Raw genomic sequence first — 23721 nt, forward strand, 5'->3', positions numbered from 1 at the left:
CACGATGAGTCGCCTGAAGCAATGGCTTCTTCGCCAGCGTTTCTTCTATGTGCTTATGGGGCTGAAGTACTACCTCGGCAACAATGTCGTTGCCCACTTTCCGATCGAATGTGTTCGCCGGTTCTATCTGACCCGCGTGCTCAAGGTGGCGATCGGCAAGGACACGCACGTCAGCATGCGCTGGTTCGTCACCGGTTATCCGGTGCGCGCGCACGTCAGCATCGGTGACAACTGCGTGATCAACCGGGAGGTGTATCTGGATGGCCGGGTAGGCGTGGTTGTTGGAAACAACGTCAATGTTTCCTTCCAGACCTGCATCCTCAGCCTGCACCATGACCACAACGCACCGACCTTTCCCGCGATTGGCGGCGTGGTCACCATCCAGGACCATGCCTGGATCGGTGCCCGCGCCACCTTGTTGCCGGGCGTGACCATCGGCGAAGGTGCCGTGGTTGCGGCGGGTGCGGTCGTGGCACGCGACGTGGCACCGTATGAGGTGGTGGGTGGCGTACCCGCCCGAAAGATCGGTGAACGCAACCGGGATATCCAGTACCTCACCAGGTTCTCACCGTATTTTGATTCGGATATCTTCGATGAAACCGCAGGTTAAGAAACAAGTCCTCGTGTTCATGCTGGCGCCTTCGCTGCCGGCGGTGACGGGGGGCGACATCTATGCGGTGAACGCAGTTCTGCCGTTCGCCGAGGAGATCGACTACCACCTGTTCTGCTACGTCGGCGGCGACGCCGACCGACGCAAAGTCGAGCAGCATCGCGCGCTCTACGACAAAGTGTTCCGGTCGGTCCATCTCGAGCCTCGTCCGAAAATGCCGTTCGAGCTGCCCAAGGTGCAGCGAGCCCTGTCGATGGCGCGGCAGGCACTGCAGGGTCTGCCTTTCATCGATGCCAGCTACTACAGCCGCAGTGCCGTTGCGGCTGCACGTCGCATCGTCCGGGAACAGGGCATCGATGCGATCGAGGTCAACTCGACCCATCTGGCGTTCTTCCGTCGATTCTTGCCACAGGTGCCGGGCATCCTGCTGAGCCACAACATCGAAGCTGACATTTTTCCGTTCTGGATGCCGGCAGGCCTGACCGGATGGAAGCTGCGTTTCATGGAATGGGTTGCCAGCCGAAGCCGGCGAGCCGCGAAGGCTGTCGAGATCGACAATGCCTTCGGGTTCTCGGCGATGACCTTCATCTCTCGCCATGACATGTCGCGGGTTACCGACAAGGTCCCGCGCTACCTCATGCCGCTGCACTTTCCGTTGGGTACCACGCGTTTTGAAGACAAGCCGGATGATGTCTTCCACGTACTGTGGATGGGAGGCTTTGGCTGGTACCCGAATGCGGAGGCGGTGACCTGGTTTGCCGAGAAGATCCATCCGCTGCTGGCAGGCCAGTTGCAGGAGCGGAAGATTGTTCTGCACTTCTGCGGCGGCAATCCTCCGGAGGCGCTGCAGGCATTGCATGACGGCCGCAACGTTCTCGTGCATGGCTTCGTCGACGACCTGCAATCGCTGCTGGACAAAGCGCATCTGCTGATGGTGCCACTGCTGTCCGGCGGCGGCATCCGCGTCAAGATCGTCGAGGCGATGTCTGCCGGCATCCCGGTACTCAGCACCAGCAAGGGGTGTGAGGGCATCGGCGCGACCGACGGCGTGGACATCCTGGTGCGTGATGACGCAGAAGGGTTTGCCCGTACATTGCTGGAATGCGCGCAGGACCGAGCGCGACTGGCAGCTCTGTCGGCGGCAGGGCAGGATCTCATGGCGCGCGAGTATTCACAGCAGGCAAGCCTGGACGCCAAGCGAGCCGCCTATCGGCATGCGGGGGTGATGTGATGCAGGCAGCAGATACGCCGTTGACGGCTGCGCCGGTGGTTTCGGTACGTGGTGTCGGCAAGGTCTTCCGCATTTTCGACCGTCCGGCGCAGCGCCTGTTGCAGCCGGCAGCAAACCGGCTCCGGCGCCTGGTGGGCATGCAGCCGCAGCCGGCGCGCGTGTTCCATGCGTTGGACGACATCAACTTCGACATCGCGCCGGGCGAAACTGTTGGAATCATCGGCCGCAATGGCAGCGGCAAGTCGACGCTGCTGCAGATCCTGGTCGGTACGTTGCAGGCCAATACCGGCAGCGTGACCGTCAACGGGCGGGTATCGGCGCTGCTGGAACTGGGCGCTGGTTTCAACCCGGAATTCAGCGGGCGCGACAACGTCTACCTGGCAGGTGCCATCATCGGCCTGGGTTCGGCGGACATGACCCGCCTCATGCCTGAAATTGAAAAATTCGCCGATATCGGTGAATTCATCGACCAGCCTGTCAAGACCTACTCTTCGGGCATGTTCGTACGGCTCGCGTTCGCCGTGGCGATCCACGTGTCACCCGATATCCTGGTTGTGGATGAAGCGTTGGCAGTGGGCGACACCGCCTTCCAGACCAAGTGCCTTACCCGCATTCGCAAGATGCAGTCTGAAGGCGTCAGCATCATCCTGGTTACCCACTCCACCAATACCCTGCTGGAATACTGCGACCGGGGCATCTACCTGCGTCGCGGACGGGTCGTGCTGGACGGACCGTGCCGCGAGGTTGTCAAGAAGTATGCCGACGACCTGGTGGACGAAGAAGGCGGAGCCGTGATCTATGCGGACGAGGCCCTTGCCAGCTTGCAGGACGATGGCCTGCCTGCAGACGCTGCGGCATTGCCGGCAAGCGAAATCACCGGCGTGGAGATTCTCGACCTGCAGGGGCAGCCAAGGACGACGTTCGGCCATGGCGAACAAGTACTGGTGAAGGTCGCCATCCATGTACGCCGGCGTATCGAGCAGCCCTGCTATGGAATTCAGTTGAAGAGCGTGGATGACATCGCCCTGTGGGCTGGCACCACCCAGAACATGAGCCTTTCGCCGCTGCCGACGGAACCGGGCGATTATGTTTTCGACTGGCAGTTGACGTTGAATGTCACCGGCAACCGCTATGTGCTGGCACTGGGCATCGGTGACCTCGACACGGGCGAGTACCACCGTCACTCACGCGTGCCCTACGCGGGCCATGTGGATGTATTGCCTCAGCCCCATTCCGGTCATGGCTGGCTTGCTCCCGCCCCTCGCTTCACCGCACCAGTGAGAACTGCATGATGACGCACTCCAAGCCAGTATTCAGGGCCCTGGTCGTGGGTTTCTATGGGGCACCCAACGTGGGCGACGAGGTGCTGCTGGACCTGCTGGTCCGTCGCATCCGCGAACTGGGCGGCGAGCCGGTGGTTGCCAGCATCGATCCCTCGTTGACCCGCCGCATGCATGGTGTGGATGCCGTGCAGTTTGCCAATGTCGGGGACATCGCTCGTGCATTGATGCATTGCGACGTACTGGTGATGGGGGGCGGCGGCATCTTCCAGGACCATCATCCCTTCAACCTCGATGCGGTGTACCTCCCTTATGCGAACGACATTTCCGGCTATGCACGGCCGATGCTGCTCGCGCGGCAACTGGGAGTGCCGACAATCGTATGGGGGCAGGGGGTTGGGCCGCTGAGTTCAGAGGGCGCACGCACCCTGGTGCGCGAGTTGTTCCAGCATGCGGCCGCCGTATCCGTGCGGGATGAATCATCCAAGGCACTGCTGCGCCAGATCGGCGTGGATCGGGATATCCTCGTTGCCGCCGATCCGGGATGGTTGTTCCGCCGCTATCACCCATTGCCGGCGCAACAGGCTGCGCATGATGCAGGCCAGCCGCAGAGCAAGGTACTGGCGGTGGTGGTGCGTGAATGGGACAAGGGGCAGTGGAAAACGTCCCTGGTGGAGGCGTTGCGCACTGCAGTTCCTGCAGGATGGCGGATCCAATGGGTGGCGTTCCAGGCCCATACCGAAGGCAGTGGCGCGACGTCCGACCTGCCCTTGATCGAATCGCTGCGCCAGCAGCTACCCGGGCGCAGCAATGATGAACTGATCGCACCGGCAACAACGGATGCGACCTGGCAGACAATCGCCAGCGCTGACGCGGTGCTGTCCATGCGCCTGCATGCCAGTATCCTTGCCCTGCTGGCGGGCAAGCCCACCGCAGGCCTTGAGTACGACGACAAGCTGTCGCATGCCCATGCGATGGCTGGAATGCCGTCGATTCTGAGGCTGTCGACCGACGATGGCCCGGAGCGCTTCGTGCAGGCGATCGAATCGCTGGTCACCGAAGCCTGGCGGCCGGATCCGCAGGTGGTGGACAGCCTGGAAGTGTCCGCCAGCGCGCACCTGCAGCTGCTCGACGGCTGCTCCTCCCTGCCGCCGGTGCCCCTTCGCTTCGACGCAACCTCCACAGACTGGTTGTCACTGTGGTTGCAACAGGCACTGGTCGAGCTTGAACAGACCCGGCAGCAGAGCCAACGCGCCCACGATCTACTGCTGTTCCGGGACCATCAGCTTGCCGAGCAGACGACGCAGAACACAAACCTGACGCAGCAACTTGTCGAGAAGCAAAAGAAGATGAATGAAGACATGGTCCGCCTGGATGCGGCTCAAGGCCAGCTGCAGGAGAATGCGCAGGCATTGCAGCAGATCAGGCAGGAAAGTGCGCAGGCACTGGAGCAGATCAAGGAGGAAAGTGCGCAGGCACTGCAGCAGGTCAAGGAGGAAAGTGCGCAGATGCTGCAGCAGATCCAGCAGCAGTTGGCAGGCAAGCAGGCCTATATTGATGACAAGGAGGTCTACATTGCGATCCTGCTGCAGCAAATCGAACAGGTGCAGGCCGAGCTGGCGCGCAGCCGTCAGGAGACCGCAGATGCGCTGAATCTCTGGCGTCGCCTGCGTAGGTTCCTGCAGTTGCTTCGCCGCGACCTGGTGCGCCTGCTGGCCGCCCCCTTCAAGTTGGCTTCGGTCTGGAGGCGGCACGGGTTGAAGGTCGCACTGCAACAGATCCCGCGACGCATGAAGACGCTGGGTGTTCCTCAGACCGCTGCCACGCAACAGATGGCGGAACCGCCACCGCCGATGGTGCGACCGGTTCGCCGCGAACGCCTGCTGGTGATCGCCAACACGTTGACCACCGACGGCTGGCCCAACCGGGCGATGCACTTCGCGAAGGCGGGCGATCGTGCCGGCTTCTTCGTGCGCATCACCGCGGTGGATGGAAGTGCCTGGCCGGACGACGGCAGCGGCCTGCCGGCGCGTCTCGCTGTCGATGCGCACGCCTGGCTGCAGGAAGTGCGCGCCGAGGGTACTCGCGTTCTGCTTGCCGATGCATCGCCGGAGGCGCTGGGCCTGGCCCGGTCGGCACGTGAACGCGGTGCCGAAGTGATCGTCGACCTCGCTGCACTCGGTGCGGATTCTCTCTCTGCGGAACTGCGCGTCCTTACTGATCGCGTTGTCACCGGAACCCCGGAGCAGAAGGTCGATGGCCTGCCGTCGCGCTTCCTGGGCGCGGCTGGAGACAATGAAATCTTCGACTCCTACCGCAGTCATGGGCTGCCGCAGGCATATGAGGACGGGCGACAACATGTCCTGTTCGTTGTCCTCGGCGGAGCCGGCGACGCCTGGCTTGATGCCGCGCTGAAGGCGTCCCCCGATCTCGTTTTCCATGTCACGGGAATGAACGTGGATGGCCGCGACAGCCGCCAGGTACGTGCCCTCGATTGGTCGTGGCAGCCGCAGCAGATGGCTCCGCTGATCGCCGGCGCGCATGCGGTTGTCATCGTCGGCGGGGCCGGGGACCGCACGCGCCTTGCCGACCTGTCAATGGCGGCGCTGCTGCTGGAGAAGCCGGTGTTTGTCGATGCGCTGCCGTCATTCGCACCGTCGCCCAACCTGCATCGGGTGGATGCCGTGCAGCTTTCCGCACAGCTGGCCGGCGCCACTGCATCGGAAGACTACGCATTCATCGCCCGCCACGCCTGGCTGGGCCATGTCGAGCAGTTGATGCAACCGGAGTATCCGCTGTCGGTAAGCGTGGTTGTGCTGATCCACAACAACCGCCGCATCATTGAGCGCTGCGTGAGCACGTTGCTGGAGCACGCCGGGGAATGGCTGCAGGAAATCGTGGTTGTCGATAACCAGTCCAGCGATGGCGGCGCCGAACTGGTTGAATCGCTGTACGCAGGGCATGCCAAGGTGAAGCTTGTGCGCAACAGTGAGAATGGATGCTCCTCGGGTCGCAACCTGGGCGTCAAGCATTCCACCGGCCGTTATATTGCGTTCTTCGACTCCGACCAGTGGTTGACCTCTCCGTCCTGCTTCAGTGAAGCCGTGAACATCCTGGCGGCCAACCCCGGTGTCGGCACCATCGGCTGGAATGCAGGATGGTTCGACGCCACGCGTGATGACCTGGGTGGACCCATCTCCGACTACCTTCCCAATCGCGGCATGAACAACGAGGCCCGCATCAAGGGATACCGCGATGACGTGGGTTTCCTGGGGACCAGCTGCATGTTCATTGCCCGTGACCTGTTCGAGCGTCTGGAAGGCTTCGATGTGTTCTACGACCCTACGTGCTTCGAAGACACGGACATCTGCTTCCAGGTGAAGAAGGCTGGTTATTCGGTGGCGTTCCGTGACCTGGCCGGTGTCCGTCACCAGCCGCACCAGACTACCGGTGCCAGCGAGGGCAGCGAGCGCTACAAGCGGCTGTTCAACCGCAACGCAGCCTACTTCCGCGACAAGTGGAAGGGGTATCCGGAGTTCTTCGTGGACCTCAAGTCCTGGCATTGAGCGAGGCAGAGACGGCAATGGGGTGGGGCAAGGTCAAGCGACGGCTGCTGGAAGCCATGCTGATGTTCGGCCCTGGGTTGTACAGTCGCTGGTCGATGTCACGGTCCACAGGAACACCCGCGGAGGTTCCGTCGACGGAACGCCCGCGTGTGCTCCTCGTGGACCATGATTTTCCCGAGATTGACCGTGATGCGGGATCTCGCGCGATCTCATGCTTCGCTGACCTGTTGGTCGATGCCGGCATGGAGGTCGTCTTCTGGTCGGCAACGATTGAGCCCTCCGCAGCTGGGAGAGCTGCCCTTGAAGGGAGAGGCATCACCCCATTGAGTCGACGGGAAACGGGGGCACTGGACGGATGGTTGGCGACGTTCGGAGGAAGTTTCATCGGGTCGGTGTCAAGCCGCCCACTGATCGCGGCTATGTATCTACCGGTCCTGCGCGCGGCGATTGCCGGTACTCATCTCTATTACGGGCACGACATCCACTATCTGCGGTTGCAGTTGATGCGTGCTACGTCCAAGGCCACCCTTGCCGATCATTGGCAGTGTCTGTTGATGAGAGTGGTGGAACAGCGGGCGTGGAGAAATGCCGACGTAGTTCTGTATCCCTCTAAAGATGAGGCTGGAACAGTGAACCGTTACCTTGCTGATCGCGGCTTGGCCGGGAACGGCGAGATGTTCCCGCTGTGGACCGTGGATGCAGGATCCATGCAGCACACGCCCGGCCCGGGCAAAAGATCGGGATTGCTGTTCGTTGGCAGCATGGCGCATGCACCAAACGCAGATGGTCTGGACTGGTTTCTGCACAAGGTGCTGCCCTTGCTTCAGCGGGGGGGACAGGCGCCGGTCCTCACCGTGGTAGGCTCCGGTATGGAGAACTACCGTGTGCCCCAGCATGCCTCTGACACGGTGCGTATTCTCGGTCGCATCGATGATGCTGCATTGGAGCGCTGTTACGCGTCTACGCGCCTGGTCATCGCGCCGTTGCGTTTCGGCGGCGGGGTCAAGGGGAAGGTGATCGAGGCAATAGGGCAGGGTGTTCCAATCATCTTGACCGGTGCGGCCGCGCAGGGCCTGGCTGGAGTCGAGGATATACTGCCGACTACCGATGACCCGTCGAAGTTTGCTGCTGCCATCCAGGCGCTGGATCAAGACGACCAGGCTTGGTCAGCCGCGTCTACCAAGGCGCGCCTGTTCCTGGCGGAACACTATGACCATCGTCAATTCGTGCAAAGGCTCAGGCACCTGCTGCTGCATTCCTGATCGGGAGTGAAGTCCTGTGATGCACGAGACTGTCCATGGGGCAATGTGCCCTATCGCTCGCTGGATCGGCTGCAGGTAGCCGCGCGGGCCTGCCCAACCATGCCGTTGGCTCACAAAGGATTGGCTTGGCCATCATCCAGTCGAGTAGCATTCCGCACGGGATACGACGTCTTCAGGGCAGTCAAAGAGCCGATTGGGCCCGTTCACCGCCATCGGTACCTCGGCCTGGATGATGCTAGGCCGGTCAAATTCAGTTGGGCGAATCTGGAGTTAGGGGAAGATATGGATTGGAGTAACTTGGCTGGGCGGGCGCGGTCGCAGCTGCACTCGATGTGCACTGATGCCCCGAGCCATGGCGGATTCAAGATGGTGGCTGCGCTTCTGTCCATGCTGCTCGTGGCATCCGCTTATAGCCAACTATCGAATCTGCATGTGTTCGGTCACGATGAAGTTCACTACAACCACTATTTCCAGCTGAAGCTGTTGCAGGATGGCCGGTGGCTGAACTACATCTTCAAGGATGTGCTTGTCAGTATTGACGCGTCGGCTTGGTTCGCCGCGTATATCGCCGCACATCTTTTGCTGGTCTATCGCATTGCGCGCCGCGCAGGCCTGTCGGTTGCACTGGCACTGATCATTTCGGCCGTCGTTTCGATCTCTCCGCCAGTCGTGGAACAAAGCATGTGGCCGGCCACTGCGTTCTCGGCAGTTGCAGTCCTGATCCTGGCCGAGGTGGTCACGCGGCGAGTGGCGATAGCACCGGTTGCGGTCTATGCGGCGCTCGGGATCCTTCTGTTCGGGACGATGCAGAGCTACTACTTCCTGGTCCCGCTCCTGTTCATCGGCGAATTCGCGTCCGAACAGCGGAGTGCTCGAGATCGATGGAGGTTGTGGTTGCAACACACGCTCAGCTGGGTGGGAGGGGCGGTACTCGGCGCTTTGGTCATGTCGATGATGCTGCTGCTGCTGGCAGGGCATTTCGGTCCGCAGGTGGATGACTGGCGATCGCCACATCCGGCCAAGGATCTTCCCTCTTTATGGCAGAACGTAAGCTACGTCATTGGATCATTCGGGAAGTGTGTAGCTTCCATTGGCAAGGCCTCGAACCTGGATGGTTGGTTGCTGTTGGCAACCGTGCTGCTGCTCGTTCCATTCGCCGTTCGCCGGAAGGGTTCAGTCCAGATCCTGTTGACGCTCGCAATGGTCGCTGCGGCGTTCCACGCATTCTCGATTCCGTTGGCACCAGTAATTACCACGCGCAGCCTGATCGCGCTGGTACTTGGACTGGCGCTGTTTTTCGGCCTTCTTGGAGGTGGGAATCGTATCTCACGGGCGGTCGTATTCCTCCTCCTGCTGGCGGGCGGTATTGGATTCCAAGCACAGGCCCGTACGTTCCTCCAGACCCAGGTGGAAACGACCTCCTTCCTGTTTGAGAAGATCCACACGCTATTGCCATTGCCGGCAGACCGGTATTCAGTACTGGCGGTTTCCGGCCGCATGCCGGGTGGCAAAGAGCCAGCTGCCACTTTCAACAACGAATACTTGATGAATTCGGTGGTGGTGGCTACCGGGGTCAGGAGTTTTGTTGATTGCCGGACGCACGAGGCAGAAGTGTGCGCGATGGCGGTGGAAGGTGACGCCGTGAATGAAACCGGGCTGGGTGAAGGGCGACTGAGGCTCTTCCAGGATGCAAAGGGTGGCGCGGTCATCGTCTATAGCGATGACTGATCAGGCGCCGCCAGTGCGTCCGGCCCGACGTAGATCGCAGCGGCTCCCGTGCAAGGAGGTCATCGCCATTTCCTTGCTGGGGCAGCATCGTGGTGGTTTGCCGCGCTGATCTCTATCCCGCCTCGCCGGACTTTTCTCCGGCGAGGCCAGTGATACGGAGGCGACCCCATCCAGGTCCCTCCATGCAGATCATTCAGATCTGCTTCCGGTAATGTGCGTACGCTGCAACGAGCATGTCCTCGTCATTGCGTGTGGGATGCCAATCCAGAACTTCCTGCGTAGGTGCAATGTCGACCACGTAGTTGATGTCGGCGATCTGATACTGCTCCCGATGCAGCAGCGGTTTGCCCAGCTTTTCCAGAAGCGACAGGGTCATCTTCAACGGCTTGGCGGGTACCGGCACTACAATCGAGCGCGAGCCGATGCGCTTGATCGTATTGCGCAGCAACTGGCGAACTGGTGGTGCATCGCCCGATCCCAAGCTCAGTGCGACGGCGGGGAATCCCTTCTCGACCGCAGCAAGAATTGCGCTGACGACATCCTCCACGGCGATCATCTGGTAGCGGTTCCGACCGCTGCCGATGGTTGGCACGGGAAGGCCAAGGTCCATCAGCCGGAACAGCTTGATCAGGATGCCAAAGCGTCCGGGGCCCACAATCATGCGTGGACGCAGGACGGTAATCAGGTAGCCCTCGGTTCGTGCTTGTTCGCACAGTTGTTCCGACGCCGCTTTGCTGCGTCCATACGGCCCCAACGGGTTGCGTCGGTGCGTTGGAGGTACAGGCAGCGATTCCGGCAGCCCGTACACCATGTCCGTGCTGGTATAGATCAAGCGTGGCTGGCGCAGTTTACGCATCCACTTCAGTACATTGGCTGTACCGGTAACGTTGACCTCGGCGAACCAGGCGTCCTGCTCTTTTGCCGGCACGGCGTTATGGAATTGCCTTGCCGCAAGATGGTGGACGACATCACCTTCATCCAATGGCACGCGCGACAGCGCCGCAGTATCCAGAATATCCAGCTGGTGATGGACGACCCTGCCGGAGAATTCTGCAGGCAGAGGCAGCAGGTCAACGGTCTGAACCTGCTGGCCCTGTGCAAGGAGGGTCCGGACGAGATGCGATCCGGTGAAGCCTGAGCCACCAATGACAATATGCTTGGTCACGGCTCAGCCCCCACGCGCGACGAGAACGACGCCAGCACAGATCAGCGCGATTCCAGCGAGCTTCATTACGCTGACCGGTTCACGGAAGAACAGATATGCAGCACCAACGACAATCACGTATCCCACGCTCAGGAAGGGATAAGCGAAACTCACCTGGACCTTGGAGAGGACGTACATCCAAAGCACGATGCTGATCGCATAGCACGACAGTCCGCTGAAGACCCACGGATTGAGGACAACGCGGATGGCGCCCTGTGCGAGCTCAAGCACGCCCTGGTTGGTCACCAGCGAAACATTCGGCATGCCTTTGCGAAGGAAAAGCTGCGCACTCGCATTGAGGGCTACGGAGAACAGAATGAGTGGGATGAATTTGAGATACATGCGATCAACTTTGGAATGATGAGGAGGCATTACCAGTGGCGTGTCGCCGCCATTACGATGATCAGCCCGGCGAGGCCGACGCCCTGGCTGACGCGGTCGCGCGCTGCGAACACGATGGGGTCATCATGCATGTCGCCCCGGTGGGCGACAAACCAGGCACGGCTGATCCAGTACAGCAGCACAGGACAGAGCAGCCAGAGCACTTGGGGCGTGGCGTACAGTCTGAGGCTGTCAGGGCTGTTGATGTAGAGGGCGAAGACCAGAACGCCGATGTAGCCCGCAGCTGTCCCGAATGACTGCACCAGCGGCAGATCGGCCACGGAGTATCCGCGACCGGAGGCTTTCTGCTTTCCCTGCGTTGCAGCCGCGGTTAGTTCGGTATAGCGCTTGAGAAGGGCAAGGCTGAGGAAAATGAACATCGAGAACGCGAGCAGCCAGAATGACCGTGGCGAATCGATTGCAAAAGCGCCGCCGATGATCCGCACGGTGTAAAGCGCCGCCAACACCACGACATCGATCATCACGATGCGCTTGAGCGTGAACGAATAGGCCAGGGTCGTGATGAAGTAGATCAGCAGGACCAGTGCAAACGCAGGACTTGTCCACAGCGCCAGAGCGAAACCGGCCAGTGTCAACAAGGGGGTGGCGACCAGGCCATGAAACAGGGGCAAGGTCCCGGCCGCGAATGGTCGCTTACGCTTCCGTGGATGCTGCCGGTCTGGCGCCAGATCCAGCAGGTCGTTCAGCAGGTAAACGCCGGATGCGCACAGGCCGAAGGCAAGGAAGGCGAGCGCCGCGTTTACTACGGCTTCTGGTTCGAACAGACGGTGCGCGGTAAGCAGTGGAACCAGTACCAGAAGGTTCTTCAGCCACTGGTACAGCCGCAGGGCCTTGATCCAGGTGCGGAGCCCTCCGGGCTGTCCAGGCAGGTGGTCGATCAACCGGGTTTGCGCGCGGGCCTGGTTTGCCAGCGATCCGGTGGCGTTGACGACGACAGCACCTGCGGCGTGCTTCCAGACCGGCAGGTCAACGCGGTGGTTGCCAAGATAGTCGAACCCCCGTTCCCCATAGCGCTCGACGAGGGCTTCAGCCTTGGCGTGCCCGGCCAGATTGCGGGCCCCATCGCTGGCGATGACCTCGTCAAAAACGCCGAGATGATCGGCGATCGGCTGGACCAACAGCCGGTCCGAGGCGGTGCACAGGACACGCGGACGCTGCGGTGTCGCGCGCAGCATGGCCACGACACGCTCATCGTATGGCAGGGTTTCAACCTGCAAGGCCACCCGGGAAGCGAGCTGGCGCTTAACATAGGCCTTGCCGCGCAGCAGCCAGAACGGTACCAGCAAAGCAAACAGCGGGTTGCGCGCCAGCAGGGCCAGCAGTGATTCGTACAGCAGGTCGCTACGCAGCAGCGTCCCGTCCAGATCGACGCACAGGGCTGCTCCCGGCGTCAACTCACCGGATCCAGCCGGTACATCATTGTGATGCGACATATGCCGCAGTTCCCCTCATCCAATAGTGCGGGGAGTATACGAGGGGGAGTTACATTGCGACAGATTCAGGTACCAGCGCGGGGGCGTGAAGGCAGCGCATCCCGGGACAGGCTGGAGCAGCCGGTTGAGCCGTCGCAGCCGGGGCCAAGTGCAGACGGTGCAGGGTAATCAGCTCGCAGTCCTCCGTAGCGCAGGTCGTTTGTCCAGGCACCAGCGTCAAGGTGAGCTGCCCGCCGGCGGCGCTGGACAGGCCTGCCAGGTCGATGGGGTATTCACGCGTCCCTGCTTCGATCTGAAGCAAGCCGAGCGGGGCGTCGTTGGCCAGCACCGTGAGCTCGCGAGGTGACTGCGCCGACAGTGAAAGGACTGCCTGCAGCCGGGCGGGCTCGGATGGCAGGCGCAGTCGTAGCGAGGCGGCCGCGCCACGAACGCTGCGCCCTTGGGGAGAGGGACCGTGCCAGCCACAGGAAATGAAACGATTGCTGGCATCGGCGCTGAAATCCACCGACGATCCCACAGGCAGTGCCTCGTAGGCAGGCAGCAGGGTATAGCCATCCAGTCGCACCGCAGCGTCTGGCGATACGCCGACACGGACTTCAGCCAGGGGCAGGTCTTCAGGGAATACATACCTGGCTTCCAGCATCGTCCCGTCACGTCCATCGGCCGTGTCCAGCAGCGCATGGCGGTCGTAGGTCTGTGCCCCGTAACTGGCAACGACGTCGGCCCAGGCACCGTTGGCGGGGTGGGCCACGCCCTGCAGGCTGAGGGTGTAGTTGCCTGCGCACAGATCCTGGTAGGCGCCATAGGCCAAGGTCCCTTCCGCACCCTGCGAGAACAGCTTTCCATCCATCGCTTCACCGACGATCGTATGGCTCGCATCGAAGTGGGTGCGGATGATGAAATCGTTGCGCAGCTGGGATGCCGGGGGCGCTTCGCGTGCAGCCTGCAGCAGTTCCGGCACCAACGCGCCGGCCTTGAGCGATTGTTGTGACACCACGCGAGCCGTTCCGTCAGCGCTCCCCCACAGGCACCACTCATCGGCGGGCTGTCGTTCGTCGAACGCAAAGCAACGATCAATGTAGAGGACCTGCTGGGAATCACCGCCGGCCAGAAGGTGGCCAGAGCGGATGCCGTTCGTGCCAAGCTGGGCAATTCGGCCGCGGTCATCGGCAGCGATGGCCAAGGGCGGAGTCAGCGTCTGCTTACCCAACTGGATGACGCCATCCACTAACTGCAGGTGATCGTCGATCCGGCCCAGCTCCCATAGCGTGCTGGAATAGGCCATGAAACCTGGCAGGTGGTCCTCGCTGGCATCTGGTTCCCGACCGGGTCGGACACTCAATGAAGTACCTGCGCCCTTCACGGAAAGCTGTGAGCGGCCAAAGCCGAGTGCCACTCCCCCTTGCAGGGCATCAAGCAGTGAGGCGCCGGTATCGAGGGTGGTCGCGGGTCGATCAACCTGCCTCGCGCGCAGGTCGCTGCCGAACATGAGAAGAAGGTTGCTGCGATCAGCATCTCGCAACAGGTCGGCAATGTCGTTGGGCAGGGCCAGATGGTCCGATGCAACAACAATGATTGTATTGCGAGCGTAGGGACTGGCGCGGATGCGGCGTACGAAATCAGCAACCAGTCGGTCCGAGCAATGGATTGCGTCGAGCATCGGCCTGCGCTGGCCAAGCCCCTCATAGGCGACATCGAGGCAGGCATGGGGGATGTGTCCGCTTGGATGATGTGTATCCAGAGTCAGGCCGACGAGGGCGAAAGGCGTGGTCTGCTGCGAGAGCGCAGCGAAGCGGTCCCAGAGCGCATCCAACAGGACATCATCGTGGACGCCCCATGGCGAGAAACGGTTGTCGCCCAGCTTCAGGCTCTTGAAATAGGAGCGATCGCGTACCGTGCCGAAGCCGTGGCTGGCGAGGAACTGTCCCTTTCCAGCGAAATCAGAAGCGGCGCCACCGATGAACTCGACGTCGTATCCGCGCTCGCGCAGGTGATCGGTCAGGCAGTACGCGCCAGGCAGGAAGCGGCCGATGCTTGCATAGCCATTGGCGTCCTGGCTGAGGGAAAGGGGGACGCCGCACAGGGAACTGACCATGCCGGCGATCGTCCACGTGCCGCCTTCGCGCGAGTCCACGTGCCGGAAATCCACGGCCTCGCTGCGCAGCTTGTTCAACTCTGGCGCAAGGCCAGGGAATCGCGACTCATCGAGATAGGTGCGCTCGAAGCTTTCGGCGTAGAGAATCACCACGTTGCGGTGATTCCCGAGCGGGGCGTCGGGACGTACGTACTGGTCCCCTTGTGCCGGTGCAAGACGTGCCTGCCGATCCTGGCGTACCAGTGTCGCGACGTCGTAGACGATCGGATTGAAAACCAGCGTCGCCAGCAGAGAAGCCGCGAACAGGGGACCGGCGGGTGCCCACCTCCGTGCCGAATGCAGGCGGGGCATGAAAGCGAGGGCCAGGCATGCCACCAGTGCTGCCGAAAGCAGGCCGATGGGCAAGCTGAAATCAGCGGCGCCTGCGCCGCGCATGCCTGAGCGCAGATGATAGATCACGGCGTAATCGATGCCGTTGCCACTGAGTGCATCAATGAAAAGCCAGATCGCCAGCAGTGCTCCGCAGAGCGCAGTGACCAGCAGCTTCCATCGCTGTCCATGTGTGCAATGTCGCGCAAGCAACGCGAGCATTCCGATCCATGCCGCAAAAAACAGGCATTTCATCGCCATCTGCATTCTCTCCCTCCGGTTGGAGCGATGGGAGGGGAAATGCTACAGAATCAAGACAGCGCAAAAGGCGTGTTGCAATATGCCGACATGTTTTGACGAGTGGCAGGGTGGGCAATGTCTGCCCACCCTGCGAGTTGCTACGCAGGTTTCGACTACAGCGCCTTTTCCAGCTCCGGCAGGATCACAAACAGATCGCCCACCAGACCGATATCGGCAATCTCGAAGATCGGCGAGTCCGGATCCTTGTTGATCGCGACGATCGTGCCGGCATCCTTGATGCCGGTCAGGTGCTGGATGGCGCCACTGATGCCGACGGCCACGTAAAGTTCCGGGGCGATGATCTTGCCGGTCTGGCCGACCTGCAGGTCGCTGGGCACGTAGCCGGCATCAACCGCAGCGCGCGAGGCACCGACGGCGGCACCGAGCTTGTCGGCCAGCTGGAAGATGACCTTGAAGTTCTCTTCCGAACCGACACCACGGCCACCGGAGACCACGCGCTTGGCGCTCTGCAGGTCCGGGCGGTCGCTGGCACCAGCGGCGAGGCCGACGAAGCGGGTGTGGGTCGGCAGGGCAGCATCGACGCTGGCCGCCTCGATGGTCGCGCTGCCGCCCTGGGCGGCTTCCGGCCACGAGGCGGCACGCACGGTGGCGACCACGATCTGGTCGGCCGGGGCTTCCACGGTGATGATCGCGTTGCCGGCGTAGATCGGGCGCTTGAAGGTGTGGCTGCCTTCAACGCTCATCAGGTCGGAAACCTGGTTGACGCCCAGCAGGGCGGCCACGCACGGCATCAGGTCCTTGCCGAAGGTGGTCGACGGGCCGAACACGTGGGTGTAACCCTTGGCCAGCTGCGCGATCTGCGGTGCCAGCACCTGGGCGATGGCCTGCGCGTTGGCAGCGTTGGCCACGGTCAGGACCTTGGCGACGCCAGCGATCTTCGCGGCCTCCGCAGCCACGGCAGCCGGATCGGCGGCCAGCACCAGCACGTCGATGCTGGCACCGCTGATGGCGGCGGCAGCGCTGACGGTCTTGGCGGTAGCGGCGTTGAGCTTGCCGTCGTGGTGCTCGGCGATGACGAGAATCCTGCTCATTACAGCAACCCCTTCTGCTTGAGTGCGGCAACCAGTTCGGCCGCGTCCTTGACCATCACACCCTTGCTGCGCTTGGACGGCGCGGCGTACTGGGTGGTCTTGAAGGTGTCGGCGGCTTCAACGCCGAGGTCGGCCAGCTGCAGGGTCTCCAGCGGCTTGGCCTTGGCCTTCATGATGTCCGGCAGCTTGATGAAGCGCGGCTCGTTCAGGCGCAGGTCGGTGGTGACCACGGCCGGCAGATCGACTTCCAGCGTTTCCAGGCCGGCGTCGACTTCGCGGGTCACCGTGGCCTTGCCGTTGGCGATCTCAAGCTTGCTGGCGAAGGTCGCCTGCGGGCGGCCCCACAGCGTGGCCAGCATCTGGCCGGTCTGGTTGGCGTCGTCGTCGATCGCCTGCTTGCCCAGGATCACCAGATCCGGCTGTTCCTTCTCGATCAGCTTGAGCAGGGTGCGCGCGGCGGTCAGCGGCTGGATGGCCTGGTCGGTGACCACATGGACGGCGCGGTTGGCGCCCATGGCCAGGCCGTTGCGCAGGTGCGCCTGGGCATCGGCCGGGGCGATGGTGGCGACCACGACTTCGCTGGCGATGCCCTTGTCGCGCAGGCGCAGGGCCTCTTCCAGGGCGATTTCATCGAAGGGGTTGGGGGACAGCTTGACGCCGTCGGTGACCACGCCGGAACCGTCCGGCTTGACCTGAATGCGGACGTTGTAGTCCACCACGCGCTTGTACGCGACGAGGATTTTCATCTGGTACGGGGTCCTTCAATAACGGAGAGAACGTCCGGTCCTCGCACAGCAACCGGTTCGGGGGTGGGACCCCGATTCTAACTGGCCTTTGTCGACCATGCGAATGCGTATGGTGAAACGGCGTCCTGTATCCACGTCGCCTGAATGGCTACTCTAGCGGCCGGTTCCGCTGCCCCGCCACATGCCTTCATTGACCTCGCCCCCTCCATACCGCCTGCTGCTGGCGATTGCCGTTGCTGGTGTGGCCATGCGCCTGCTGTTCGTGCAATGGATCCCCTTGCAGCCCGTTGCCGATTTCGGCCGCTATCTGGAGGTTGCCAGCAGCGTTGCCAGCGGTGGCGGCTTCCGGATTTCAGGCATTCCCTATGTGTCCCAGCCTCCGTTGTACCCCGGAGTGCTCGGCGCCTGGTTCATGCTCACCGGCGTGAACGTGGGCGCGGGCAAGATTCTCAATGTCCTGCTCTGGGCCGGCACGCTGGTTTCGTGGGTCGGTCTGGGGGTGCGCCTCCAGCTGCGCCCGGCCTGGCAGGTTGCCTCTCTGGCAGTGCTGGCATTCCATCCGGCGCTGGTCGCCTACAGCAATGTACTGGGTACCGAATCGCTGTCACTGTTCCTTGCCGTGTTCGGCATGCTTGTGGCGGTCGTGCGTTTTCCGGGCCGATGGCTGCTGCTGGGAGCCGTGCTGGCACTTACCGCGTTGAACCGGCCACAGATGCTGCCGTTGCCGGGAGCCGTGGCACTGGCGTTGCTCCTGCGTGATGGGATGCGCATCGCCACCTGGCGGCGGATCAGCATGGTGGTGCTGGGTTTTCTGCTGGTACTGGGGCCGTGGACCCTGCGCAACGCAGTTCTTTTCGGCCAGTTTGTGCCCGTCAGTGCAAACAGCGGGTATGTGCTGATGGTCAACAACAACGATGCCAATACGCATGGCGGGTGGATGCCCTTGAAGGATGTCCCCCTCCAGGCTGACGACAAGGCCCGGTTCGCCGATGCTGGATTTCCCCAAGGGTTCTTCAGCGGAGAAAGCGAGGACTGGAAGCTCCGCCACTGGACGCCTGCGGCCGACGTGATTGGCTCAGCAATTGGCCGCCGTTGGATTTCCGAACACCCCGGCCGCTTCCTGGAGTTGGCGCTGCTGCGCGTGCGCGGATCGTTCGATGTCGGCAGCCTCCTGCATTGGCCGTTCCTGGAGAGAGGCGGTGCTCCGGTGTGGCTGGGTAGGTTGACGCTGGCACTCAACATTGCGTTGACGGCCTGGACGATGGTTGCGCTGCTGCGCATCTGCCTCCACCTGCGCCGCTGGCAGCCCGTTCATTGGCTTGCCGTGGCCACACTTGGCCTGGGAATGGTGTCGATCCTGCTGTTCGAGGGGCAGGGACGCTACCTCCTGCCACTGGTCCCAGGGGCGCTGTTCATCATTGCCGCCGCGGGCAGGCTACGCTTGCCCAGCCGGATCAACGCTTGATATCCCGTGGTCCTCCGAACCCTTCGCTGCAGACACGTCCCAACCCGTACCAATCAGGAGAACAGGTAGTGCCCACATGGCTTGTCACCGGCGGTGCCGGATTCATTGGCGGTAACTTCGTTCTCGAAGCGGTCGCCCGTGGCATCAAGGTCGTCAATCTCGACGCACTGACCTACGCCGGCAACCTGAAGACCCTGGCCAGCCTGGACGGCAACCCGCGGCATGTGTTCGTGCAGGGCGATATCGGCGACAGCGCGCTGGTCGCCCGCCTGCTGACCGAGCACCAGCCCGATGCAGTGCTGAACTTCGCCGCCGAAAGCCACGTGGACCGCTCCATCGACGGCCCAGGCGCCTTCATCCAGACCAATGTGGTGGGCACCCTGGGTTTGCTTGAAGCGGTACGCGACTACTGGAAGGCGCTGCCGGCCGGACAAGGGGCGGCCTTCCGCTTCCTGCATGTGTCCACCGATGAGGTGTATGGCACCCTGGGCGAGACCGGCAGGTTCAGCGAAACCACCCCGTACGCCCCGAATTCGCCGTACTCGGCGTCGAAGGCCGCTTCGGACCACCTGGTGCGTGCGTTCCACCACACCTACGGGCTGCCGGTGCTGACCACCAACTGCTCCAACAACTACGGCCCGTATCACTTCCCCGAGAAGCTGATCCCGCTGGTGATCGCCAAGGCGCTGGCTGGCGAACCGCTGCCGGTGTACGGCGATGGCAAGCAGGTGCGCGACTGGCTGTTCGTGTCCGACCACTGCGAAGCGATCCGCACCGTGCTGGCCAAGGGCCAGGTCGGCGAGACCTACAACGTCGGCGGCAACTCGGAAAAGCAGAACATCGAAGTGGTGCAGGCGATCTGCGCACTGCTGGACCAGCGCCGTCCGCGCGAGGACGGCAAGCCGCGCAGCAGCCAGATCACCTATGTCACCGACCGTCCTGGCCATGACCGCCGCTATGCGATCGATGCTTCCAAGCTGAAGAACGAGCTGGGCTGGGAACCGGCCTACACCTTCGAGCAGGGCATCACCTTCACCGTCGACTGGTACTTGGACAACCAGGACTGGGTCAACGGCGTGCTCGACGGCAGCTACCGCCTGCAGCGCATCGGCACCACGGACTGAACCCAGGAGACACCATGACCCAGCGCAAGGGCATCATCCTCGCCGGTGGCTCCGGCACCCGCCTATATCCAATCACCAAGGGTGTCAGCAAGCAGCTGCTGCCGGTGTACGACAAGCCGATGATCTACTACCCGCTCAGCGTACTGATGCTGGCGGGCATCCGCGAAGTGCTGATCATCAACACCCCGCACGAGCAGGCGCTGTTCCAGCAGCTGCTGGGCGACGGTTCGCAGTGGGGAATGGACATCCAGTACGCGGTGCAGCCGAGTCCGGATGGCCTGGCCCAGGCCTACCTGATCGGCCGCGACTTCGTGGCTGGCAAGCCGAGCTGCCTGGTGCTGGGCGACAACATCTTCCACGGCCACGGCCTGCGCGAGGTGCTCAAGCGTGCTGACGAGCGCGTGCACGGCTCGACCGTGTTCGGGTATTGGGTCAATGACCCGGAACGGTATGGCGTGGCCGAGTTCGACCAGGGCGGCAAGGTGATCGATCTGGTGGAGAAGCCGGAAAAGCCGCGCTCCAACTATGCGGTGACCGGCCTGTACTTCTATGACGGCAAGGCCTGCGATTACGCGGCCGAATTGAAGCCGTCACCGCGTGGCGAACTGGAGATCACCGATCTCAACAAGCGGTACCTGGCCGAAGGCGACCTGCACCTGGAGGCGCTCGGCCGTGGCTATGCGTGGCTGGATACCGGTACCCACCAGTCGCTGCTGGAAGCATCCAACTTCATCGAGACGATCCAGACCCGTCAGGGCCTGCAGGTCTGCTGTCCCGAGGAAATCGCGTTCGGCAAGGGCTGGATCAACGCTGGACAATTGGAAGCGCTGGCCGCGCCGTTGATCAAGAACAGCTACGGTGAATACCTGCATAAGCTCGCCGTGCGTGGAGTCGTTCCATGAAAGTGATTGAAACCCGGTTGCCCGGCTGCGTGGTGATCGAGCCGGCGGTGTTCGGCGATGCCCGCGGTTATTTCTTCGAAACCTGGAATGCCGAGCGCTTCGCCGCGCTGGGCCTGCCGGACCGTTTCGTGCAGAGCAACGTGTCGACGTCCGCACAGGGCGTGCTGCGCGGCCTGCATTACCAGTGGCCGCGGCCGCAGGGCAAGCTGGTCAGCGTGCTGGAAGGCGAGGTCTACGACGTGGCCGTGGATATCCGCCGCGGTTCGCCGACCTTCGGCCAGTGGGAAGCGGTGGTACTGAGCGCGGAGAACAAGAAGCAGTTCTGGATTCCAGAGGGCTTCGCGCACGGTTTCGCCGTACTGTCCGAGCGTGCGGTGTTCAGTTACCTGTGCACCGAGGTCTACCTCAAGGACTTCGATGCCGGCGTACGCTGGAATGACGCCGACATCGCCGTGGACTGGCCGGTCAGCGCACCGACCCTGTCGGCCAAGGACGAGAACGCACCGTTCCTCAAGGACATTGCTGAAGATCGCCTGCCGGTCTACGTGCCATGACCGTGCTGGTGTTCGGTGGCAACGGGCAGGTGGGCCAGGAGTTGCTGCGCGCGCTGGCGCCGCTGGGGAAGGTGATTGCAACCGCGCGCAGCGGCCAACTGCCCGACGGAAGTACCTGTGAAACGGCCGATTTCGGCCAGCCCGACAGCCTGCCGGCATTGCTGGACCGCGTGCAGCCATTGGTAGTGGTCAATGCGGCGGCTTACACCGCTGTTGATCACGCCGAACAGGACGTCGATGCGGCCTTCGCCGCCAACGCGCAGGCACCAGGCGTGATCGCGCGCTGGTGTGCGGCGCATGGCGTGCCGTTCGTGCATTACTCCACCGACTACGTGTTCGACGGCCAGGGCAGCGCGCCCTACCGCGAGGACCAGCCGACCGCACCGCTCGGCGTGTATGGCACGAGCAAGCGCGATGGCGAGGACGCGGTGCGTGCGGCCGGTGGCCGCCATCTGATCTTTCGCACGGCGTGGGTGTATGCCTCGCACGGCGCGAACTTCCTGCGCACCATGCTGCGCGTGGGCGCCGAGCGCGATGCGTTGCGGGTGGTGGCCGACCAGATCGGTACACCGACGCCGGCCGCGTTGATCGCCGATGTCACCGCGCAGGCACTGCAGCATCCTGGGCAGTTGTCGGGTACTTGGCACCTGACCGCCAGCGGCCAGACCAGCTGGCATGGCTTTGCCGGGGCCATATTTGCCGAGGCGTTGGCCAGCGGCGTGTTGGCCAAGGTGCCGACGGTCGAGGCGATTCCCAGTTCCGAGTATCCGACCCCGGCCAGGCGCCCGGCCTGGTCGGTGCTGGACAACCGCAAGCTGCAGCAGGATTTCGGCGTCGTGCTGCCGAGCTGGCAGGATGGCCTGAAGCGGGTGATGGCGGAGCTGGCCTGACGGCCGTAGCGCCGGGCCAAGCCCGGCGACGCAGCGCTGCCGGGCCGATCAGGAACGGGTCAGAGCCCGTTGCGCAGCAACGGGATCCGACCCCGGGCAAACCTCAGCTGCGCCCGTAGGTATCCTCGAACCGCACGATGTCATCCTCGCCCAGGTAGCTGCCGGACTGCACTTCGATCAGTTCCAGCGGCAGCTTGCCCGGGTTGCGCAGGCGGTGGGTCACGCCCAGCGGAATATAGGTGCTCTGGTTCTCGCTGAGCAGGATCACCTCGTCACCACGGGTCACTTCAGCGGTGCCGCTGACCACGATCCAGTGTTCGGCGCGATGGTGATGCATCTGCAGGCTCAGCGTGCCGCCGGGCTTGACCGTGATCCGCTTGACCTGGAAGCGCTCGCCGTTGTCGATCGAATCGTAGGCACCCCACGGGCGATAGACCTTGCGGTGCCAGGTGGCCTCGCTGCGGCCTTCGGCCTTCAGCTGCGCCACTACGGTCTTGACCTCCTGCATGCGGTCCGCCTTGCCGACCAGCACCGCGTCGTCGGTTTCCACCACCACCACGTCATCCAGCCCCACCAGCGCCACCAGGCGCTGTGCGTAGGCATAGGTGTTGCGGCAGTCGATGGCGATCACGTCGCCCTGGTGGGCGTTGCCATCGCCGTCCTGCTGCGAGACATCGCGCAGCGCGGTCCACGAGCCGACATCGTTCCAGCCGGCATCCAGTGGAATCACCACGGCATCGGCGGTCTTCTCCATCACCGCATAGTCGATCGAATCGGACGGAACGGCGGTGAAGGCCTCCTTGTCCAGGCGGGTGAAATCGGCATCGCGACGCGCCTGCTGCCAGGCCTGGCGGCTGCCGGCGAGCATGGCGGGCTGGAAGCGTTCCAGCTCCTGCAGGTAGCGCGAGGCCTTGAACAGGAACATGCCGCTGTTCCAGTAGTACTGGCCGCTGCTGACGTAGCGGGTGGCGGTGCCCAGGTCGGGCTTCTCGACGAAGCGCTCGACCGCGCGCAGGCCCTGGCCATCGGCGGCCTTGATATAGCCGTAGCCGGTTTCCGGGCCGGTCGGCACGATGCCGAAGGTCACCAGCTTTCCGGCTTCGGCAGCAGCGGCGGCGGCCTGGACGGCGCTGCGGAATGCAGTCTCGTTGTTGATCACATGATCGGAGGGCAGCACCAGCAGCAGCGCGTCGCCGCCGTCGCGGGTGGCTTCCAGCGCGGCCACCGCGATCGCCGGTGCCGTGTTGCGGCCGACCGGCTCAAGGATGATCGCGGCTGGCTCGGCGCCAACCTGCTGCAGCTGCTCGGCGGCAACAAAGCGGTGTTCCTCGTTGGCAATCACCAACGGGCCGCGCGCGGCAATCGGCGCCACCCGCTGCCAGGTGGCCTGCAGCATCGTCTGTTCGCTGGCCAGCGGAAGGAACTGCTTGGGATAGGCTTCGCGCGAAAGCGGCCACAGACGGGTACCGGAGCCACCGGACAGGATGACAGGCTGGATAGTGCTCATG

At 62.9% G+C, this 23721-nt stretch carries 18 protein-coding genes; 11 read left to right on the plus strand and 7 right to left on the minus strand.

Annotated features, from left to right (window positions below):
• Positions 1 to 4 precede the first annotated feature (4 nt).
• The 6 genes from VG566_RS11965 to VG566_RS11990 all read left to right on the plus strand — a co-directional run bounded on the left by VG566_RS11965 (position 5) and on the right by VG566_RS11990 (position 9677).
• On the plus strand, positions 5 to 610 hold the full coding sequence (locus VG566_RS11965) for a DapH/DapD/GlmU-related protein (RefSeq protein ID WP_277877733.1): 606 nt from the start codon (positions 5 to 7) through the stop codon (positions 608 to 610).
• Positions 594 to 1841 (plus strand): glycosyltransferase, encoded by a 1248-nt coding sequence (locus VG566_RS11970; RefSeq protein ID WP_053494791.1) that lies wholly within the window; start codon positions 594 to 596, stop codon positions 1839 to 1841. The genes VG566_RS11965 and VG566_RS11970 overlap by 17 nt, the downstream gene beginning before the upstream one ends.
• Positions 1841 to 3133: an ABC transporter ATP-binding protein gene (locus tag VG566_RS11975; RefSeq protein WP_053494792.1), complete on the plus strand. Its 1293-nt coding sequence runs from the start codon at positions 1841 to 1843 to the stop codon at positions 3131 to 3133. The genes VG566_RS11970 and VG566_RS11975 overlap by 1 nt, the downstream gene beginning before the upstream one ends.
• Positions 3133 to 6687: a polysaccharide pyruvyl transferase family protein gene (locus VG566_RS11980; RefSeq protein ID WP_241884639.1), complete on the plus strand. Its 3555-nt coding sequence runs from the start codon at positions 3133 to 3135 to the stop codon at positions 6685 to 6687. The genes VG566_RS11975 and VG566_RS11980 overlap by 1 nt, the downstream gene beginning before the upstream one ends.
• Entirely contained in the window at positions 6684 to 7949 is a 1266-nt protein-coding gene (locus tag VG566_RS11985) for a glycosyltransferase family 4 protein (RefSeq protein ID WP_241884620.1), read from the plus strand. Before VG566_RS11980 ends, VG566_RS11985 begins: the two co-directional genes overlap by 4 nt.
• A 366-nt stretch (positions 7950 to 8315) precedes the next feature.
• Complete coding sequence (locus VG566_RS11990) at positions 8316 to 9677, plus strand: glucosyltransferase domain-containing protein (protein ID WP_164110884.1); 1362 nt, start codon at positions 8316 to 8318, stop codon at positions 9675 to 9677.
• 193 nt (positions 9678 to 9870) lie between these two features.
• Here VG566_RS11990 and VG566_RS11995 read toward each other — a convergent pair whose 3' ends face one another.
• From VG566_RS11995 to VG566_RS12020, 6 genes are all read right to left on the minus strand, one after another.
• Positions 9871 to 10842, minus strand: coding sequence for an NAD-dependent epimerase/dehydratase family protein (locus tag VG566_RS11995; protein WP_069118022.1), 972 nt, complete (start codon positions 10840 to 10842; stop codon positions 9871 to 9873).
• Positions 10843 to 10845: 3 nt separating this feature from the next.
• Positions 10846 to 11223, minus strand: a complete 378-nt coding sequence (locus VG566_RS12000; protein WP_053494798.1) for an SMR family transporter — start codon at positions 11221 to 11223, stop codon at positions 10846 to 10848.
• Positions 11224 to 11252: 29 nt separating this feature from the next.
• Positions 11253 to 12659 carry a UbiA family prenyltransferase gene (locus VG566_RS12005; RefSeq protein ID WP_053494813.1) on the minus strand — a complete coding sequence of 469 codons (1407 nt, stop codon included), beginning with the start codon at positions 12657 to 12659 and terminating at the stop codon, positions 11253 to 11255.
• A 106-nt stretch (positions 12660 to 12765) separates the two neighbouring features.
• Positions 12766 to 15447, minus strand: coding sequence for a sulfatase-like hydrolase/transferase (locus VG566_RS12010; protein ID WP_241884621.1), 2682 nt, complete (start codon positions 15445 to 15447; stop codon positions 12766 to 12768).
• Between the two features lie 146 nt (positions 15448 to 15593).
• Positions 15594 to 16532 carry an electron transfer flavoprotein subunit alpha/FixB family protein gene (locus VG566_RS12015; protein ID WP_423172679.1) on the minus strand — a complete coding sequence of 313 codons (939 nt, stop codon included), beginning with the start codon at positions 16530 to 16532 and terminating at the stop codon, positions 15594 to 15596.
• Positions 16532 to 17278 carry an electron transfer flavoprotein subunit beta/FixA family protein gene (locus tag VG566_RS12020; RefSeq protein ID WP_164110888.1) on the minus strand — a complete coding sequence of 249 codons (747 nt, stop codon included), beginning with the start codon at positions 17276 to 17278 and terminating at the stop codon, positions 16532 to 16534. The genes VG566_RS12015 and VG566_RS12020 overlap by 1 nt, the downstream gene beginning before the upstream one ends.
• Positions 17279 to 17525: 247 nt before the next feature.
• Here VG566_RS12020 and VG566_RS12025 point away from each other — a divergent pair, with 247 nt between their 5' ends.
• The 5 genes from VG566_RS12025 (at position 17526) to rfbD (ending at position 22213) form a co-directional block, all read left to right on the plus strand.
• Positions 17526 to 18743, plus strand: coding sequence for an ArnT family glycosyltransferase (locus VG566_RS12025; protein ID WP_164110890.1), 1218 nt, complete (start codon positions 17526 to 17528; stop codon positions 18741 to 18743).
• Between the two features lie 68 nt (positions 18744 to 18811).
• Entirely contained in the window at positions 18812 to 19867 is a 1056-nt protein-coding gene (gene rfbB, locus VG566_RS12030; RefSeq protein WP_069118021.1) for a dTDP-glucose 4,6-dehydratase, read from the plus strand.
• Between the two features lie 14 nt (positions 19868 to 19881).
• Positions 19882 to 20769, plus strand: a complete 888-nt coding sequence (gene rfbA / locus VG566_RS12035) for a glucose-1-phosphate thymidylyltransferase RfbA (protein ID WP_053494803.1) — start codon at positions 19882 to 19884, stop codon at positions 20767 to 20769.
• Positions 20766 to 21323 (plus strand): dTDP-4-dehydrorhamnose 3,5-epimerase, encoded by a 558-nt coding sequence (gene rfbC / locus VG566_RS12040; RefSeq protein ID WP_059036223.1) that lies wholly within the window; start codon positions 20766 to 20768, stop codon positions 21321 to 21323. Before rfbA ends, rfbC begins: the two co-directional genes overlap by 4 nt.
• The gene (gene rfbD, locus VG566_RS12045) at positions 21320 to 22213 is read left to right on the plus strand and encodes a dTDP-4-dehydrorhamnose reductase (protein ID WP_241884622.1); all 894 of its coding nucleotides are present in this window, start codon (positions 21320 to 21322) and stop codon (positions 22211 to 22213) included. The genes rfbC and rfbD overlap by 4 nt, the downstream gene beginning before the upstream one ends.
• A gap of 103 nt (positions 22214 to 22316) precedes the next feature.
• Here rfbD and VG566_RS12050 read toward each other — a convergent pair whose 3' ends face one another.
• A complete protein-coding gene (locus tag VG566_RS12050) occupies positions 22317 to 23720 on the minus strand; it encodes a mannose-1-phosphate guanylyltransferase/mannose-6-phosphate isomerase (protein ID WP_053494806.1) in 1404 nt (467 codons plus the stop codon).
• Position 23721 lies beyond the last annotated feature (1 nt).

Origin of the sequence: Stenotrophomonas sp. CASM114, from assembly GCF_049384325.1 — a bacterium.
Lineage (GTDB): Bacteria > Pseudomonadota > Gammaproteobacteria > Xanthomonadales > Xanthomonadaceae > Stenotrophomonas > Stenotrophomonas muris.

Excerpts from the sequence above, each read along its gene's own strand:
- VG566_RS11965 (WP_277877733.1), top strand. The coding sequence starts at position 5 with ATGAGTCGCCTGAAGCAATGGCTTCTTCGCCAGCGTTTCTTCTATGTG.
- VG566_RS11970 (WP_053494791.1), top strand. The coding sequence starts at position 594 with ATGAAACCGCAGGTTAAGAAACAAGTCCTCGTGTTCATGCTGGCGCCT.
- VG566_RS11975 (WP_053494792.1), top strand. The coding sequence starts at position 1,841 with ATGCAGGCAGCAGATACGCCGTTGACGGCTGCGCCGGTGGTTTCGGTA.
- VG566_RS11980 (WP_241884639.1), top strand. The coding sequence starts at position 3,133 with ATGACGCACTCCAAGCCAGTATTCAGGGCCCTGGTCGTGGGTTTCTAT.
- VG566_RS11990 (WP_164110884.1), top strand. The coding sequence starts at position 8,316 with ATGGTGGCTGCGCTTCTGTCCATGCTGCTCGTGGCATCCGCTTATAGC.
- VG566_RS12000 (WP_053494798.1), bottom strand. The coding sequence starts at position 11,223 with ATGTATCTCAAATTCATCCCACTCATTCTGTTCTCCGTAGCCCTCAAT.
- VG566_RS12010 (WP_241884621.1), bottom strand. The coding sequence starts at position 15,447 with ATGCAGATGGCGATGAAATGCCTGTTTTTTGCGGCATGGATCGGAATG.
- VG566_RS12015 (WP_423172679.1), bottom strand. The coding sequence starts at position 16,532 with ATGAGCAGGATTCTCGTCATCGCCGAGCACCACGACGGCAAGCTCAAC.
- VG566_RS12020 (WP_164110888.1), bottom strand. The coding sequence starts at position 17,278 with ATGAAAATCCTCGTCGCGTACAAGCGCGTGGTGGACTACAACGTCCGC.
- VG566_RS12025 (WP_164110890.1), top strand. The coding sequence starts at position 17,526 with ATGCGCCTGCTGTTCGTGCAATGGATCCCCTTGCAGCCCGTTGCCGAT.
- rfbA (WP_053494803.1), top strand. The coding sequence starts at position 19,882 with ATGACCCAGCGCAAGGGCATCATCCTCGCCGGTGGCTCCGGCACCCGC.
- rfbC (WP_059036223.1), top strand. The coding sequence starts at position 20,766 with ATGAAAGTGATTGAAACCCGGTTGCCCGGCTGCGTGGTGATCGAGCCG.
- rfbD (WP_241884622.1), top strand. The coding sequence starts at position 21,320 with ATGACCGTGCTGGTGTTCGGTGGCAACGGGCAGGTGGGCCAGGAGTTG.
- VG566_RS12050 (WP_053494806.1), bottom strand. The coding sequence starts at position 23,720 with ATGAGCACTATCCAGCCTGTCATCCTGTCCGGTGGCTCCGGTACCCGT.